A 15,072-nucleotide genomic window follows, 5' to 3' on the forward strand; every position below is an offset into this window, starting at 1 on the left:
CATGGACTTTGAATTGAGCGACGAGCAGCGCGAGTTCCAGCAGGCGGCGCGCGCGTTTGCCGAAGGCGAACTGGCGCCGCACGCGGCACACTGGGATGCGGAATCGATCTTTCCCGTGGAAACGATTGCCAAGGCGGGCGAGATGGGCTTTTGCGGCCTGTACACGCCGCAGCGCTGGGGCGGCCTGGGTTTGAGCCGCCAGGATGCGGCCATCGTGTTTGAAGAGCTGGCGGGTGGTTGCACGTCGACCACGGCCTACATCACCATCCACAACATGGCCACCTGGATGCTGTCGCGCTGGGGGCAGGAAGCGCTGTGCGACGAGTGGGTGCCTGCCCTTGCCGCCGGCCAGAAATTGGCCAGCTATTGCCTGACGGAACCGCAGTCGGGTTCCGATGCGGCCTCCCTGCGCACCAAGGCTGTCAGGGATGGCGATTTCTACGTCCTCGACGGCACGAAAGCGTTTATCTCGGGCGCGGGCCAGACGGACATGCTGATCGTCATGGCGCGCACGGGCGGCGAGGGCGCGGCGGGCATTTCCGCCTTTGCCGTACCGGCGAATTTGCCCGGCATCGTGTACGGCAAGAAAGAAGAAAAGATGGGCTGGAACAGCCAGCCCACGCGCATCATCAGTTTCGACCAGGTCAAGGTGCCGGTTGCTAACTTGCTTGGTGCCGAGGGCGAAGGCTTTGCCATTGCCATGAAGGGCATCGATGGCGGGCGCATCAATATCGCCGTGTGCTCGGTGGGCACGGCGCAGGCTGCCCTCACGCGCGCGCAGGCGTACATGAAGGAGCGCACGCAGTTCGGCCGCGAGCTGGCGCAATTCCAGGCGCTGCAATTCAAGCTGGCCGATATGCTGACGGAACTGGTGGCGGCGCGCCAGATGGTGCGCCTGGCAGCCTGGAAACTGGACCAGGAAAGCCCGGATGCTACTGCGTATTGCGCCATGGCAAAACGTTTCGCCACGGATGTGGGTTTTAATGTCGCCAACGACGCGCTGCAATTGCATGGCGGCTACGGCTACATCCGCGAGTATCCGCTCGAGCGCCACGTGCGCGACACGCGGGTGCACCAGATCCTGGAAGGGACGAATGAAATCATGCGCCTGATCGTCGCGCGAGCGATTCTGAAAGACGGCGCCACGGAGACCTTACGATGAGCAAAGTGTATACCAATTTGTTGTTTGAGCGCCGTGGCCATACGGCTCTGGTGACCCTCGACAACCCGCCTGCCCACACGTGGACCTTGGCCAGCCTGAACGCGCTGACCCAGCTGGTGGCCGACCTGAATGCCGACCCGGACGTGTATGCGCTGGTGATCACGGGCGGCGGCGCCAAGTTCTTCTCGGCCGGCGCCGACCTGAAAGTGTTTGCCGATGGTAACAAGGACACGGCTTTTGCCATGGCTGCCGCGTTTGGCGAGGCTTTCGAGGCGCTGTCCGCGTTTCGCGGCGTCAGCATTGCCGCCATCAATGGCTATGCCATGGGCGGCGGGCTCGAATGCGCGCTCGCTTGCGACATTCGCATTGCCGAGGAACACGCGCAGATGGCCTTGCCGGAAGCGTCCGTCGGCTTGCTGCCGTGCGCGGGTGGCACGCAGCATTTGCCGTGGCTGGTGGGCGAAGGCTGGGCCAAGCGCATGATTTTGTGCGGTGAAAGAGTCGATGCGGCCAAGGCCCTGGCCATCGGCCTGGTCGAGGAAGTCGTGCCAACCGGCAAGGCTGCCGCCACGGCGCTGGCCCTGGCGGCCAAGGTGGCGCGCCAGAGCCCCAGCAGCGTGACGGCATGCAAGACCCTGATCCAGGGCGCGCGCAGCCATCCGCTGGTCAATTCCTTGCCCGATGAACGCACCCTGTTCCTGGGCCTGTTCGATACGCAAGACCAGAAAGAGGGCGTGCAAGCGTTCCTGGAAAAACGTCCGGCGGAGTGGAAGAATGGTTGAAAAAATGGCTGAAATACTGCTTGATACCGTTAAGATCGAGGAGCGCGACTGTCCCGGCGGCATGAAGCTGGGCGTCATCACCCTCGATGCGCCAAAGTCCTTGCACGCGCTGACGCTGGACATGATACGCGCCATCGATGGCGCCCTGGTGCGCTGGGCCAGTGACGCGGCCATCGCCTGCGTGGTGCTGCAATCGTCGACCGACAAGGCATTTTGCGCTGGTGGCGACGTGCGCAGCCTGCGTTCGGCCGTGGCCGAGCAACCGGGTGTCGTGCCGAATCCGCAGGCGCTGGCCTTCTTTGCCGAGGAATATCGGCTCGACCACCGCATCCATACGTATGTGAAACCGCTGCTGGTGTGGGGCGGCGGCATCGTCATGGGTGGCGGCCTGGGCCTGATGGCCGGCGCCAGCCACCGCGTGGTGACGGAAAGCACGCGCATCGCCATGCCGGAAATTACGATTGGCCTGTTCCCCGACGTGGGCGGCAGCTGGTTCCTGGGCCGCATGCCGGGGCGCAGCGGCCTGTTCCTGGGCTTGACGGGCGCGCCCATGAACGCAGCCGATGCCCTGTTCACGGGCCTGGGCGACTATGCCCTGCGCCAGGAAGAGCGCGCCATGGTGCTTGACGCGCTGGCGCTGGGGCAATGGCAAGCGAGCCCTCAGGCCAATCATCAGCAGCTGAGCCGCTTGCTGAGCGGCTTCTCGGCGCCAACGTCCATGTTGCCCGCCTCCGAAGTGCGCGCCAACTTCGACGCCATCGCCGCGCTGACGCAAGCGCCCACCTTGCCCGAAGTGGTGGCAGCCATAGCTGCCTATGACGGTGAATCAGCCTGGCTGCAAAAGGCGGCCCATGCACTGGCCAAGGGCGCGCCCAGTTCGGCCTCCCTGGTGTGGGCCATGCGCGAACGCACGCGGCACCTGAGCCTGGCGCAAGTGTTCCAGCTGGAGCTTATTGTTGCCGTGCAATGCTGCGCCCACGCAGACTTCAGCGAAGGCGTGCGCGCCTTGCTGATAGCCAAGGACAATGCGCCGCAATGGCAGCCGGCCAGTTTGGCCGAGGTCAGCGACACGTATCTGGACGAGTATTTCGCGGCGCCGTGGGAAAACCATCCTTTGCGCGACCTATCCATTTAAACATTTTAGTAGTGCATAAAAATGCTCAGGGCTAGGCGCCTTGCCGAAGGCAGTACGACCAGTACGACTAGGCAAGGCAACAACGCCATGGGCTTTTTTAGGTGCTACAGGAGACATATATGCAACATATCGCTTTCATCGGCCTGGGCAACATGGGTGCGCCGATGGCCCGCAACCTGGTGGCCGCCGGCTTCCACGTCTCCGTGTTCGACCTGGCGCCGGCGGCAGTGGCGTCCCTGGTCGAGGCGGGCGCCACGGCGGCCGCGTCCGCCAGCGCGGCCGTGCAGACGGCCGACGCCGTCATCACCATGCTGCCAGCCAACAAGCACGTGCAGGAACTGTACCTGGCGGCAGGGGGCGTACTCGATTCGGCCAAGTCCGGTGCCCTGTTCATCGATTGCAGCACCATCGCCGCTGATGTGGCGCGGCAAGTGGCGCAGGCGGCCAGCGAGCGGGGCTTTGCCATGATCGATGCGCCCGTCTCGGGCGGCACGGCGGGCGCGGCGGCCGGCACCCTGACGTTTATCGTCGGCGGTAGCGTAGCGGCCTTGCAGCAGGCACGGCCCCTGCTGGAAAAGATGGGCAAGAATATTTTCCATGCGGGTGAAGCGGGGGCGGGTCAGGTGGCGAAGATTTGCAACAACATGCTGCTGGGCATCTTGATGGCCGGTACGGCCGAGGCGCTGAACCTGGGCGTGGCGCATGGTCTTGACCCGAAAGTGTTGTCCGACATCATGGCCAAGAGTTCGGGCCGCAACTGGACCCTGGAAGTGTATAACCCGTGGCCCGGCGTCATGGACGGCTCGCCTGCTTCGCGCAATTACACTGGCGGCTTCGGCACGGCGCTGATGCTGAAAGACCTGGGCCTGGCGCAGCAGTCGGCCTTGTCGGCAAACGCCCCTACGCCACTGGGCGGCCTGGTGCGCCAGCTGTACCAGATGCATGCGCAATCCGGTTATGCGCAGCAGGATTTTTCCAGCATCGTGCAGATGCTGCAGCCTGGTGTGCCAACGCCTGCGGCCTGAGGAATTTTGGGCAAAAAAAAGCCCGCTGGTAAAAGCGGGCTAAATCCAATTCTTGGAAGAGTTGGAGGAGACAGATGCATTATGCTGCATCGCCACATATAACTCCAATTTATCTTTGGAATATCAACTATAAGTTTTAATGATATCTCTTCCTGGCAGTCGCGGTCCGGCTGCCAGGAAGACTTGCTTAGCTTGCAGCGGCCGGAGTGCAAGCGATCTGCACGGTGGTGATGTTGGCGCTGCCCATGGTGCCAGCACCTGTGCCAGGCTGTACGACGCACAGCAGGCCCTTCGGCTGGCTGGAGACGCTGACGTTATAGGTAGAGCCATCGGCGACAGGGCCGGCCATGACAAAGGTCTTGGCATCCTTCGCCACCGTAGTCGTTACATTGCCGTTAATCAGCACCAAGCTGTCTACCGTCAGGCCGGAAATCGTGCCGCCCACGCTATACGTGTTTTGCGAACAAGAAACAGCGGCGCTGATGCTGATGTAATGGCCAGCCGTTCCGGTACCACCAATGATGCCGCAAGTCATATGGTCTGGTTGATGCTTGAAGTCGATGTTGTAGGCGGTGCCATAGTCGATACGCTTTTTAAAGGTGAACGAGGTCTGGCCAGCGGCAACCGGGAGGTCCTCCCCGCCGTTGGTCAGGATCAGACCATTGTTGTTCAAGTTGCTGACGGTGCCGCTGACATCATACGAGGCCTTGCCGCCGCAAGCGGCCAGTCCCAGGGTCAGCAGCAGCGCGGCGAGTGGGCGCAGGCAGGATAACTTCATGTATTTCTCCAAAAATAGGTGACGGATCGCAAGGATTACTGCGGCGTGCAGTCAAGTGTGGCCGCGGTCGTGGCGGCAGAGCCCATCGTGCCGACCGTATCGCTGCCGTCGGCACTGGCGGAGCCCTGGAAGCGGCACTTCAAGCCCGTTGGCTGAGTCAGTACGGAAATACTGTATGGGGCGCCGTCAGGTACCGAATCGAATTTGTAGGAGGTGGTGCCAGCCAGTGGGCTGGTGCCGTTAGGGCCCATCACCAGGCGCAAGCCACCAGCGGTCAGGCCCGTGATCGTACCGCTCAACGGGTAGGTGTTGGTAATGCAGCTGACAGAGGCCGTACTCACGGAATAGCTTGTTGCCTTGCCGGTGCCGTTGTTCACAGTGCAAACGGCGCCCTTAGGCTGCTGCAAGATGCTGATTTCGTAGCGGTCATCGGTCTTGATCAGCTTGGTGAAAACAAAGCTGGGCTGGTTCGCAGAAATAGGTAATTTTTCGCCATCATTCAGCAGAATCAGTCCATCTTTGGCCAGGCCGGTGACTGCGCCTTGCAGATACAGGTTGCCGCCGCTGCCGCCGCAGGCTGCCAGTGTGACGGCGCAAGCCGCCGCCAGCATCGAGCGCAGGTACAAATTTTTCATACATTCTCCAAAACGAATTAGGTTGGGTAGCGCAACGCGGACGCTGGCGCCGCATTGGAATGGCGCCTATTTTAGTCTATCTGGCAAGCCGAATGATCTTGCCTTGTATCACCCTGTAACAATTTTTCGCCGGGAAGCGCCGGCCCGGCCCCATTTTACGGTGGCACCGCCATGTCGGCGGCGCCGATCGGTGCGACAATAGATGCAGCCTGCGCATCGTGGCGCGGCATCCACTGTGAGTCCCATGTCCCTTACCCCAGTAAAACCCGCCGTGCCGCCCAAGGCCATCCTGTTCGATCTCGACGATACCTTGTGGCCCATCGCGCCCGTGATTGCCGCCGCCGAAACCCTGCTGCACGACTGGCTGGCCACGCATGCGCCCAGGGTGGCGCAGCAGTTTTCCATCGAGGTGCTGCGCCAGCACCGTCTGGCCATGCTCAAGGAGCAACCGCATTTCCATGGCAACCTGATCGAGTTGCGGCGCGCCGGCCTGCTGGCCGCTTTCGAGACCGCTGGCGAGGATGCCGCCCTGGTCGAGCAGGCCATCGTGCACTTCCTGGCCGCGCGCAACCGCGTCCAGCCGTATGACGACGTCTTGCCTGGCCTGGCCTGGATGCGCCAGCGCATGCTGGTCGGCTCCATCTCGAATGGCAATGCGGACCTTGACATTATCGGCCTGGCGCAGCATTTCAAGGTATCCATCGCCGCCAGCGACTTTGGCGTGGCAAAGCCCGATGCCAGCATCTTCCTGGCTGCGTGCGCCGCGCTGCAGGTGGCCCCGCACGAAGCCGTGTATGTGGGGGATGACCTGTATTTCGACGTGACGGGAGCGCAAGGGGCGGGCATGCGTGCCGTCTGGATGAACCGCAAGGGCAGCGACGCCCACCTGGCCGCCGGCGTGCAGCCCGACGCCATCTGCGCCAACTTTGACGAGTTGCTGCTGTGGCTGCAGGGGCAACTGGAAGATTGATCGCCGCCGGACGGGCGAACGTGCATAATAGGAGCTGTCAGGCGCCGGGGATGCGCGTCTGGCCGCTGTTTTTGCTATTTATACTGCTACTTGTCTTGCTACTTATTTAATAGAAAATTTGTCCAACTAATTACACCATGCAACTCGATACACGTGCCCAAACACTGCTGAAAGCCCTGGTCGAGCGCTATATCGCCGACGGCCTGCCGGTCGGTTCGCGCGCCTTGTCGAAAATTTCCGGCCTGGATTTGTCGCCGGCCACGATCCGCAACATCATGGCCGATCTGGAAGAGCTCGGTTATGTGTCCAGCCCCCATACCTCGGCTGGACGCATACCCACGCCACGCGGCTACCGCATCTTTGTCGACACCTTGCTGACTGTCCGGCATCTGGACGAGCACCTGGTGGAGTCGCGCATGCGCCTGCAGACGCCGCAGCCGCAGAAAACCATCGCCAACGCGGCGCAAATGCTGTCGTCGCTGTCGCAGTTTGCCGGCGTCGTGCTCAGTCCGCGCCGGGAATCCGTGTTCCAGCAAATTGAATTCCTGCGCCTGTCCGAAAAGCGCATCCTGCTCGTCATCGTTGCCCCGGGCGGTGACGTGCAGAACCGCTTGCTGCTGACGGAGGCCGACTACACGCCGGCGCAATTGATCCAATCGGCCAATTACATCAACCAGAATTATGGCGGCCTGTCATTCGACGCCGTGCGCGTGCGCCTGCAGGGCGAATTGCGCCAGCTGCGCGACGATATGGGCAGCCTGATGCAGGCGGCCGTGGAAGCGGGCAGCGAAGCGATGGCCGACCATAGCGACGACATGGTGATTTCCGGCGAGCGCAACTTGCTCAGCGTGAGCGATCTGTCATCGAATATGCATTCGCTGCGCCAGATGTTCGACATGTTCGAGCAAAAAACGGGCTTGATGCAGTTGCTCGACGTGTCGAGCAAGGCGACGGGCGTGCAGATTTTCATCGGCGGCGAATCGAACCTGGTGCCGATGGATGAGATGAGCGTGGTGACGGCGCCGTATGAAGTCAACGGCAAGATCGTGGGAACCTTGGGGGTGATAGGACCGACGCGCATGGCGTATGAGCGCGTCATTCCTATCGTCGATATTACGGCTAAATTACTGTCGAGCGCGCTCAGTCATCATTGATGCAGCTCAATGCTGCGCCAGCCGCCCCGTGGGAGCGGCCGGCAAGCGTCAGGCTGTTTTATGCGGGCAAGCCGTCTTGATGCAGTTGCCGTAGATGGCCAAGGCGTGTTCGGCGATCTTGAAGCCGCGCTCTTCAGCCACTTTTTGCTGGCGGATTTCGATGTCTTCGTCGAAGAATTCTTCGACCCGGCCACAGTCGAGGCACACCAGGTGGTCGTGGTGGGAACCTTCGTTGAGTTCGAAAATTGCCTTGCCTGTTTCAAAATGGTTGCGGTTGAGCAAGCCTGCCTGTTCAAACTGCGTCAGGACACGGTAGACAGTTGCCAAGCCGACATCCATATTGTCGGCCAGCAGAATTTTATAGACGTCTTCTGCTGTCAGGTGGCGTACCGGGCTACTCTGGAAGATATCGAGTATCTTCAGGCGTGGCAGGGTGGCTTTCAGGCCGCTTGCCTTGAGATCACTAGGATTGTTACTCATGTTTGTTGCTCGTATGTGGGTCAGGTGCTTTATCATATAGCGTTTTGTCGGGGAGTGCCAAAATATGCATTTTTTGGCAGGCCGGTCACTCCTGGCGTTTTGTTCATCCAATTGAGGTCATTTATGCGCGTAACACCGGCTGTATTGCCATCTCTCTGGCACCGTATTTCATTTCGAGCACCAGTCATGGCAGGCATGGTCTGTGTCGCGCTCGCCATGTCCGGCTGCGCCAGCCGCGGCATCCTTGGCGAAAAGCCGGCAGCCAGCCAAAAAGAAGGCAAGGAAGTGGTCCCCGAACAGGGCGCACAAACGACCACCATTACGCCGCTACAGAAATTCATGTGGTTTTTCTCGCCGTATCGTCCTGACATTCAACAAGGCAACTTTGTCTCCGAAGAGATGCTGGCCCAGTTGAAAGTGGGCATGACGCGCGAACAAGTGCGTTTCGTCCTCGGCACCTCCCTGCTGACCGATATTTTCCATGCTGACCGTTGGGATTATCCATTCCGACTGGCACGGGGCAGTGGCGAAACCACCAGCAGCCGCGTGGTCGTGTTCTTTGATAAAGAAGGCAAGGTTGCACGTTTCGAAGGCGGCAATCTGCCGACCGAGAAAGAATACATCAACCGTATCGCCGGTCCGTCGCCGTTCGCCAAGGTCGCCAAGGCCGACGTGCCTGCCGCCGCGGTCCCATCGCCCGTGGCGCCGAGCGCCGTGCCGGTGCCGGCCGATGCCGCTCCTGCCATTCCGGTGAGCAAACCTGACGTTGCACCTGCAACGGCGCCTGCCGCCGAGCCTGCACCTGCTGCCGAACCCACCAAATAAGTTGCTGTAAGAGAATAAAATGACTGAACTGAAAATCGCCATCGCTGGCGCCAGTGGCCGCATGGGCCATATCCTGATCGAGGCCGTCAGCAATGCGCCCGATGCTGTGCTCGCTGGCGCGCTCGACCGCGTTGGCTCGCCGTCCGTGGGCCAGGATGCCGCCGCCTTCCTGGGCAAGCCTGCCGGCGTGCTGATCGAGTCAAGCCTGGACGCCGGCCTGGCCGGCGCCGATTACCTGATCGACTTTACGCGTCCCGAAGGCACTTTGCAGCATCTGGCGTATTGCGCCGAGCACGGCATCAAGATGATCATCGGCACTACCGGTTTTGATGATGCGGGCAAGGCGGCGATTGCCGCCGCTGCCGAAAAGACGGCCATCATGTTCGCGCCAAACATGAGCGTGGGCGTGAATGTCACCATGAAGTTGCTGGAACTGGCGGCGAAAAGCCTGTCCGAAGGCTACGACATTGAAATCATCGAAGCACATCACCGCTTCAAGGTCGATGCGCCTTCGGGCACGGCCCTGCAAATGGGTGAGGTAGTGGCCGGCGCCCTGGGACGCGACTTGAAGGAATGCGCCGTGTACGGCCGCGAAGGCGTGACGGGCGAACGCGACCCGTCGACCATCGGTTTTGCCACCATCCGCGGCGGCGATATCGTGGGTGACCATACGGTGCTGTTTGCCGGCATCGGCGAGCGCATCGAGATCAGCCACAAGTCGAGCAGTCGCGTCACCTACGCCCACGGCGCCCTGCGCGCCGCGCGTTTCCTGGCCGACAAGCCGACCGGCCTGTTCGACATGCAGGATGTGCTGTCGCTGAAGAACTGAGGAAGACCATGGCCACTGCCATCCTGAATGGAAAAGACATCTCCGACGAAGCGAGCTTTCACGCGCAATGCGTGCCAGCGTTCGGTTTCCCCGCGTTCTACGGCAACAGCATGGATGCCTGGGTCGATTGCCTCAGCTATCTGCGCGACGACGAAAACATGACGCAGTTCCGCCTGAAGCCAAACGAGGTGCTGGAAATTGTCGTGCAAGACGCGGAGGCAATGAAGGCGCAGGCGCCGGACTTGCTGGAAGAAATCACGTTTTGCATCGCCGGCATCAACGAGCGCTATGAAGACTATGGCGAGAAGCCGGCGCTGAAACTGGTACTCAAGTGAATAGAATCGTAGGTCGGATTAGGCCCTGCGGGCCGTAATTCGACAACATTGTTGGCTGTGCAAGTCGGATTGCGCGCAAGCGCTAATCCGACCTACGTCCAGACGACCAACATTTACACCACCTTGCGCTCGCGCAAGCCGTCAATCTCCGCACTCTCCAATCCCAGCCACTGTTGCAATACCTCCTGCGTATGCTGCCCCAGCAACGGCGGCGGCAAACGGTACTGCACCGGGGAGGCGGACAGGCGCACGGGGTTGGCCACCAGCGCCACCGTGCCCGCCGTCGGATGCGGCATCTCCACTTTCAAGCCACGCGCAAGCACTTGCGGGTCGGCAAAGACCTGGTCGATGCGGTTGACGGGACCGCACGGCACGGCTTGCGCCTCGAAGGCGCTGATCCACTCGGCCGTCGTGCGCATCACGGTGGTCTGGCGCATCAAGGGGATCAAGACCGCCCGGTGCGCCACGCGCTGCGGATTGGTCATGAAACGCTCGTCCTGCGCCCATTCCGGGTGGCCGGCGACGGTGCAGAAGCGGGAAAACTGTCCGTCGTTGCCGATCGCCAAAATCATGTCGCCATCGGCCGTGGGAAAGTCTTGATATGGAACAATGTTCGGATGCGCATTGCCCATGCGCTGGGGTACCTTGCCGCCGCACAGGTAATTGGCTGCCTGGTTGCCCAGCGCCGCCACTTGCACGTCCAGCAAGGCCAGGTCGATATGCTGGCCCAGCCCCGAGCGTTCGCGTTCGGCCAGCGCCGCTTGCACGGCGATGGTGGCGTACAGGCCTGTCATGATGTCCGTTTGCGCCACGCCCACTTTTTGCGGCCCGGCGCCAGGCTGGCCATCGGGCACGCCCGTGATGCTCATCAGGCCGCCCATACCCTGGATCAGGAAGTCATAGCCGGCGCGCGCTGCGTATGGTCCATCCTGGCCGAAGCCCGTGATGGAGCAGTAGACCAGGCGCGGATTGAGAGCCAGCAAGCTGCTCGCATCGAGACCATATTGTTTCAAGCCACCCAATTTGAAATTTTCCAGCAGCACGTCCGCCTCTTGCGCCAACTGGCGCACCAGCGCCTGGCCTTCAGGGGCGGCCAGGTCGATGCACAGCGAGCGCTTGTTACGGTTGGCGCACTGGAAGTAGGCGGCCTCGGCCGTATCGCGTCCGTCTTCATCTTTCAAATAGGGCGGTCCCCACGAGCGCGTGTCGTCGCCGCGGCCCGGCTGTTCAACCTTGACCACGTCGGCGCCCAGGTCTGCCAGCAATTGCCCGGCCCACGGGCCGGCCAGCACGCGCGACAGGTCCAGCACGCGCAAACCGGTCAGCGGCGCGGGCCGCAAGGTGGAGGCGAGGGTGGAAGCCAAGGCGTCCATCAGTTGCTGAAGGCGGCGATGCCGGTGATGGCGCGGCCGATGATCAGCGCATGCACATCGTGCGTGCCTTCATAGGTGTTGACCACTTCCAGGTTGACCAGGTGGCGGATCACGCCGAACTCGTCGGAAATACCGTTGCCGCCCATCATGTCGCGCGCCACGCGGGCAATATCGAGCGCCTTGCCGCAGCTGTTGCGTTTCATGATAGACGTGATTTCCACTGCGGCCGAACCCTCATCCTTCATGCGGCCCAGGCGCAAGCAGCCCTGCAAGCCCATGGTGATTTCCGTCAGCATGTCCGCCAGTTTCTTTTGCACCAATTGATTCGCAGCAAGAGGGCGGCCGAATTGCTGGCGGTCCATCGTGTATTGGCGCGCTTTCAGGTAGCAGTCTTCGGCCGCGCCCAGTGCGCCCCAGGCGATGCCGTAGCGGGCGCTGTTCAGGCATGTGAACGGGCCTTTCAAGCCGCGCACGTCGGGGAAGGCATTTTCTTCCGGGCAAAATACTTCATCCATGACGATTTCACCGGTGATGCTGGTGCGCAAGCCGACCTTGCCATGGATTTCCGGCGCCGACAGGCCTTTCCAGCCTTTTTCCAGCACGAAACCGCGGATCGCGCCTTCATCGTCCTTGGCCCAGACTACGAACACATCGGCGATGGGGCTGTTGGTGATCCACATCTTGGCGCCGGACAGGCTGTAGCCGCCCGGCACCTTGCGCGCGCGCGTGACCATGCTGCCAGGATCGGAGCCGTGGTTCGGTTCTGTCAAGCCGAAGCAGCCGATGAATTCGCCCGTTGCCAGTTTCGGCAGGTATTTCTGTTTCGTTTCTTCGTTGCCGAAGGCATTGATTGGCACCATCACCAGCGACGATTGCACGCTCATCATCGAGCGGTAGCCCGAATCGACGCGCTCGACTTCGCGCGCGGCCAGGCCGTAGCAGACGTAGTTCAGGCCGGCGCCGCCGTATTCTTCGGGTATCGTCGTGCCCAGCAAGCCCAGTTCGCCCATTTCGCGGAAGATGGCGGCATCCGTGCGGCCATGGCGGAACGATTCGAGCACGCGCGGCACCAGGCTGCCCTGGCAATAGTCGCGGGCCGCTTCCAGCACGGCGCGTTCGTCGCCCGTCAGTTGTTCTTCCAGCAGCAGGGGGGAATTCCAGTCGAATACGGTTTTGCTCATCACAGGCCTCGCAGGTGAGCGCCGGTGATCGGCGCAAGATTGAATATGGCTCATGGTAGGTTCTTGCCTAGCCTTGCGCAAACGATTTTTTTGCACCCAGATATGCTTGTTATGCATATCTTGCGGCATACTGGTATCTTTCACCGGCCGGGAAGCCCCATGTCACGCAAAATTCCGATGCTGCAAGCTTTACATTGTTTCGAGGCCGCTGCCCGCCACCAGAGCTACACGCACGCGGCACGCGAACTGTCGCTGACGCAAAGCGCCGTGTCGCGGCAGATATCTTCCTTGGAAAGTTTTCTCGGTGTGCAACTGTTCCAGCGCACGCGCCATGGCGTACTGCTGACCAGCGCCGGCGCCGCGTATGCGCGCCAGATCGCGGCGCGCCTCGATGGTCTGGAGCGCGACACGCTCGATACCATGGCGCGCCAGGGCGGTGGCGGCGCCTTGCAGCTCGCTTCCGTGCCCACCTTTGCCACACGCTGGCTGATGCCACGGCTGTCCTCGCTGGCGGGACAGCATCCCGACATCGTCGTGCATATCGATGCCTATACGAAACCGTTCATGTTTGCCGATACGGAATACGACGGCGCCCTGTACGCGGGCACGCCAGAGCAGCTGGCACGCTGGCCTGGCACGCGCGCCACCTTGCTCATGCATGAAGAAATCGTGCCCGTCGCCAGTCCCCGTCTGCTGGCGGCGCGCAGCCATTGGCAGCCGCAGGACTTGCTGGAACTGACCTTGTTGCAACAAAGTACGCGTCCGGGCGCCTGGCGCCAGTGGTTTGACGCCATGCAGGTCGAGGGAGAGGGGCGCGATGGGGTGCACTATGGCGCCCGCTACGAACTGTTTTCCATGCTGGCCATGGCGGCCGTGCAAGGGCAAGGTGCAGTCCTGCTGCCGCGCATGCTGGTCGAAGCGGAACTGGCGCGTGGCGAACTGCGCATCGTATGCGAGCGCCCACTACGCGGCCAGCGGGCGTATTACCTGATCACGCCCGAAACGGCGCATGAAAAGACGGCCTTGCAGCAATTCCGCGCATGGCTGCAGGGCGAAGCGGCTTAAGCGACTTTGCCAGTGTCGAAATGGGGATTGTCGATGAGGCCAATCTGGTTGCCAAACGGGTCGAGCAATTCCACCGTGCGGATGCCATCGCCCACGTCCGTGATCGGATGGTGCAGGGTGCCGCCCAGCTTGATAATGCGCTCGACTTCTTGCTCGATGCCGTCCACGCCCCAGTAGGTCACGCTGCCTTGCGGGCCTGGCTCGCCGCCTGGCAGCAGCCCAAGCTCGAAGCCGCCGATGGCAAAACCCACATAAAAAGGCTGGTCGAAATACGGCGTGGTGCCAAATACCTGGCTGTACCAGGCCTTGGCCTTGTCCAGGTCGGGGACGGGATAGGTGACGGTGCGCAAGCCCTTGATCATGTTCTGCTCCTGTTGGTTGACATAGTCGGCGAAATACCTGGCGTCATCATGCCACCGGCGCGCGCCGCGCGATTGGAAAAATGGAAGCTGCTCACGCGCGTCGGGCCGTCAGCCAGGCTTCGGGCGAAGTGTGGGCGAAATCCTGGAAATCGTGGATCAGGTGCGACTGGTCGAAATAACCGAATTGCAAGGCCACTTGCGCCCAGTCTGGCTGCCCCGCCAGGTGTGTCAGCCCCTTGCTGGCGGCGCGAAAACGGCAGATACGGGCAAACAATTTCGGGCTGATGCCGACGTGCTGGCGAAATTGCAGCGCCAGGTGCTGGCGCGACACGCCCAACTGTGCGGCCAGTCCCTCCACGCGTACCTGGCCGGATGCCGCTTCGATGGCCGCGATGGCATGCCCGGCTGCAGTGGCCTGGCGCCGTGGCGGCGCTGTGCGCAGGCGCAGCAGCAGATAATCTTGTAAAACAGAAACTCTTTGCGCGTTGGACAAGGGCTCGCTCCACAGCGCGTCAGCCAGGCGCGCTGCCAGCTCGCGGCCCCACAACTGCTGCAGCCCCGTGCGGCCATCGCTCAGTTCGCACAAGGGCAGCTGGAAGAAGCGTGCCGCCGCGCCCGGCTTGAAGCGGGCCGCCACCGTCTGCACGAGACCGTGGCTGACAACGGCAATCGGCGCCGTCATCATGCCCACGGCAAAGCTGGCATCCTGCTGGTCCTGGCACAGGATGTCGATGCAATTGTCGGGCAGGACCTGGTGTGTCAGGGGCGTCGCGTCCGTCTGCACGCGGCACGTCCAGACACAGTCCAGCCAGGGCCGCAGGGCGGGAATGGGCATGTATTCCTGGTAGACGATCATGGCAAGACTTGAAGTAAAGAATAAGATTGTTGCATATATATTTTTGCATATGACATAGCGTAATCGTGCGCCTGCCAAAATTTGCCGGCCCGGGCCGCCAGCGTGCCGCGCTATCAGGCGGCGAC

At 61.7% G+C, this 15,072-nt stretch carries 17 protein-coding genes; 10 read left to right on the forward strand and 7 right to left on the reverse strand.

The window, feature by feature from the left end; genetic code table 11:
- The first annotated feature begins 1 nt into the window (after position 1).
- The 4 genes from C8C89_RS06435 to mmsB all read left to right on the forward strand — a co-directional run bounded on the left by C8C89_RS06435 (position 2) and on the right by mmsB (position 4,104).
- Positions 2–1,162, forward strand: coding sequence for an acyl-CoA dehydrogenase family protein (locus C8C89_RS06435; RefSeq protein WP_133989165.1), 1,161 nt, complete (start codon positions 2–4; stop codon positions 1,160–1,162).
- The gene (locus C8C89_RS06440) at positions 1,159–1,944 is read left to right on the forward strand and encodes an enoyl-CoA hydratase (protein ID WP_101483016.1); all 786 of its coding nucleotides are present in this window, start codon (positions 1,159–1,161) and stop codon (positions 1,942–1,944) included. The genes C8C89_RS06435 and C8C89_RS06440 overlap by 4 nt, the downstream gene beginning before the upstream one ends.
- A 4-nt stretch (positions 1,945–1,948) precedes the next feature.
- On the forward strand, positions 1,949–3,079 hold the full coding sequence (locus C8C89_RS06445) for an enoyl-CoA hydratase/isomerase family protein (protein ID WP_133989166.1): 1,131 nt from the start codon (positions 1,949–1,951) through the stop codon (positions 3,077–3,079).
- A 119-nt stretch (positions 3,080–3,198) separates the two neighbouring features.
- Entirely contained in the window at positions 3,199–4,104 is a 906-nt protein-coding gene (mmsB, locus tag C8C89_RS06450) for a 3-hydroxyisobutyrate dehydrogenase (protein ID WP_133989167.1), read from the forward strand.
- A 187-nt stretch (positions 4,105–4,291) separates the two neighbouring features.
- On the opposite strand, the gene C8C89_RS06455 is transcribed toward mmsB, so the two are convergent.
- Together C8C89_RS06455 and C8C89_RS06460 are read right to left on the reverse strand one after the other, a co-directional pair.
- The gene (locus C8C89_RS06455; protein ID WP_101483014.1) at positions 4,292–4,882 is read right to left on the reverse strand and encodes a hypothetical protein; all 591 of its coding nucleotides are present in this window, start codon (positions 4,880–4,882) and stop codon (positions 4,292–4,294) included.
- Between the two features lie 35 nt (positions 4,883–4,917).
- Entirely contained in the window at positions 4,918–5,517 is a 600-nt protein-coding gene (locus C8C89_RS06460) for a hypothetical protein (RefSeq protein WP_101483013.1), read from the reverse strand.
- A 244-nt stretch (positions 5,518–5,761) separates the two neighbouring features.
- Between C8C89_RS06460 and C8C89_RS06465 the strand changes: the two genes are divergently transcribed.
- Positions 5,762–6,487 (forward strand): HAD family hydrolase, encoded by a 726-nt coding sequence (locus C8C89_RS06465; protein ID WP_166674682.1) that lies wholly within the window; start codon positions 5,762–5,764, stop codon positions 6,485–6,487.
- Between the two features lie 137 nt (positions 6,488–6,624).
- On the forward strand, positions 6,625–7,641 hold the full coding sequence (gene hrcA / locus C8C89_RS06470) for a heat-inducible transcriptional repressor HrcA (RefSeq protein ID WP_101483011.1): 1,017 nt from the start codon (positions 6,625–6,627) through the stop codon (positions 7,639–7,641).
- Positions 7,642–7,689: 48 nt separating this feature from the next.
- Here hrcA and fur read toward each other — a convergent pair whose 3' ends face one another.
- Positions 7,690–8,121, reverse strand: a complete 432-nt coding sequence (gene fur, locus C8C89_RS06475; protein ID WP_071075246.1) for a ferric iron uptake transcriptional regulator — start codon at positions 8,119–8,121, stop codon at positions 7,690–7,692.
- A gap of 195 nt (positions 8,122–8,316) precedes the next feature.
- Here fur and C8C89_RS06480 point away from each other — a divergent pair, with 195 nt between their 5' ends.
- Genes C8C89_RS06480 through C8C89_RS06490 form a run of 3 tightly spaced genes read left to right on the forward strand, consistent with a single transcriptional unit; the run spans position 8,317 to position 10,110 of the window.
- The gene (locus C8C89_RS06480; protein WP_101484755.1) at positions 8,317–8,946 is read left to right on the forward strand and encodes an outer membrane protein assembly factor BamE; all 630 of its coding nucleotides are present in this window, start codon (positions 8,317–8,319) and stop codon (positions 8,944–8,946) included.
- 19 nt (positions 8,947–8,965) lie between these two features.
- Complete coding sequence (gene dapB, locus C8C89_RS06485; RefSeq protein ID WP_101483010.1) at positions 8,966–9,775, forward strand: 4-hydroxy-tetrahydrodipicolinate reductase; 810 nt, start codon at positions 8,966–8,968, stop codon at positions 9,773–9,775.
- 8 nt (positions 9,776–9,783) lie between these two features.
- The gene (locus C8C89_RS06490; RefSeq protein ID WP_133989168.1) at positions 9,784–10,110 is read left to right on the forward strand and encodes a barstar family protein; all 327 of its coding nucleotides are present in this window, start codon (positions 9,784–9,786) and stop codon (positions 10,108–10,110) included.
- A gap of 113 nt (positions 10,111–10,223) precedes the next feature.
- On the opposite strand, the gene C8C89_RS06495 is transcribed toward C8C89_RS06490, so the two are convergent.
- Positions 10,224–11,483, reverse strand: a complete 1,260-nt coding sequence (locus tag C8C89_RS06495; RefSeq protein WP_133989169.1) for a CaiB/BaiF CoA-transferase family protein — start codon at positions 11,481–11,483, stop codon at positions 10,224–10,226.
- Positions 11,483–12,664: an acyl-CoA dehydrogenase gene (locus C8C89_RS06500; RefSeq protein ID WP_133989170.1), complete on the reverse strand. Its 1,182-nt coding sequence runs from the start codon at positions 12,662–12,664 to the stop codon at positions 11,483–11,485. The genes C8C89_RS06495 and C8C89_RS06500 overlap by 1 nt, the downstream gene beginning before the upstream one ends.
- A gap of 159 nt (positions 12,665–12,823) precedes the next feature.
- On the opposite strand from C8C89_RS06500, the gene C8C89_RS06505 reads away from it, so the two are divergent.
- A complete protein-coding gene (locus tag C8C89_RS06505; protein ID WP_166674683.1) occupies positions 12,824–13,729 on the forward strand; it encodes a LysR substrate-binding domain-containing protein in 906 nt (301 codons plus the stop codon).
- On the opposite strand, the gene C8C89_RS06510 is transcribed toward C8C89_RS06505, so the two are convergent.
- Both C8C89_RS06510 and C8C89_RS06515 read right to left on the reverse strand, forming a co-directional pair.
- The gene (locus tag C8C89_RS06510) at positions 13,726–14,091 is read right to left on the reverse strand and encodes a VOC family protein (RefSeq protein WP_133989171.1); all 366 of its coding nucleotides are present in this window, start codon (positions 14,089–14,091) and stop codon (positions 13,726–13,728) included. The genes C8C89_RS06505 and C8C89_RS06510 overlap by 4 nt on opposite strands.
- A 91-nt stretch (positions 14,092–14,182) precedes the next feature.
- Complete coding sequence (locus C8C89_RS06515; protein ID WP_243857920.1) at positions 14,183–14,926, reverse strand: helix-turn-helix domain-containing protein; 744 nt, start codon at positions 14,924–14,926, stop codon at positions 14,183–14,185.
- Positions 14,927–15,072: the final 146 nt, after the last annotated feature.

This window comes from Janthinobacterium sp. 75 (genome assembly GCF_004365495.1).
GTDB lineage: Bacteria > Pseudomonadota > Gammaproteobacteria > Burkholderiales > Burkholderiaceae_D > Janthinobacterium.